Source organism: Paraburkholderia sp. SIMBA_027, from assembly GCF_046535315.1.
Lineage (GTDB): Bacteria > Pseudomonadota > Gammaproteobacteria > Burkholderiales > Burkholderiaceae > Paraburkholderia > Paraburkholderia tropica.
Window position 1 is genome coordinate 1 of sequence record NZ_JAWRWY010000167.1, and the last position, 380, is coordinate 380.

The window sequence follows — 380 nt, forward strand, 5'->3', positions numbered from 1 at the left end:
GGGTCAGTGTTTTTACCGCACGCTCGAAACGATCCAGGCCTTCCTGGATGTCGGCATCTTCCACCACCAGGCTCGGGGCGAAACGCACCACGTCAGGGCCAGCTTGCAGGATCATCAGGATTTCTTTCTCGGCCGCGTTGAACACGTCCTTGGCCTTGCCCTTGAAAGCCTCACTCAGTACGCAACCGAGCAGCAGGCCCATGCCACGCACTTCGGTGAAGATGCCGTACTGCTTGCCGATCTGCTCCAGGCGTGCCTTGAACAGCGCATGCTTGGCGTTCACACCGGCCAGCACTTGCGGGGTGTTGATCACATCGATCACCGCTTCCGCCACTGCGCACGCCAGCGGGTTGCCGCCGTAGGTGGTGCCGTGGGTACCG

General features: G+C 61.6%; 1 protein-coding gene. It reads right to left on the bottom strand.

Annotation, left to right across the window (positions count from 1 at the left end; translation table 11 throughout):
* Positions 1–380, bottom strand: a 380-nt coding sequence (locus SB764_RS38615) for an aminotransferase class III-fold pyridoxal phosphate-dependent enzyme (RefSeq protein WP_410866553.1), incomplete at both ends; no start/stop codon positions are given.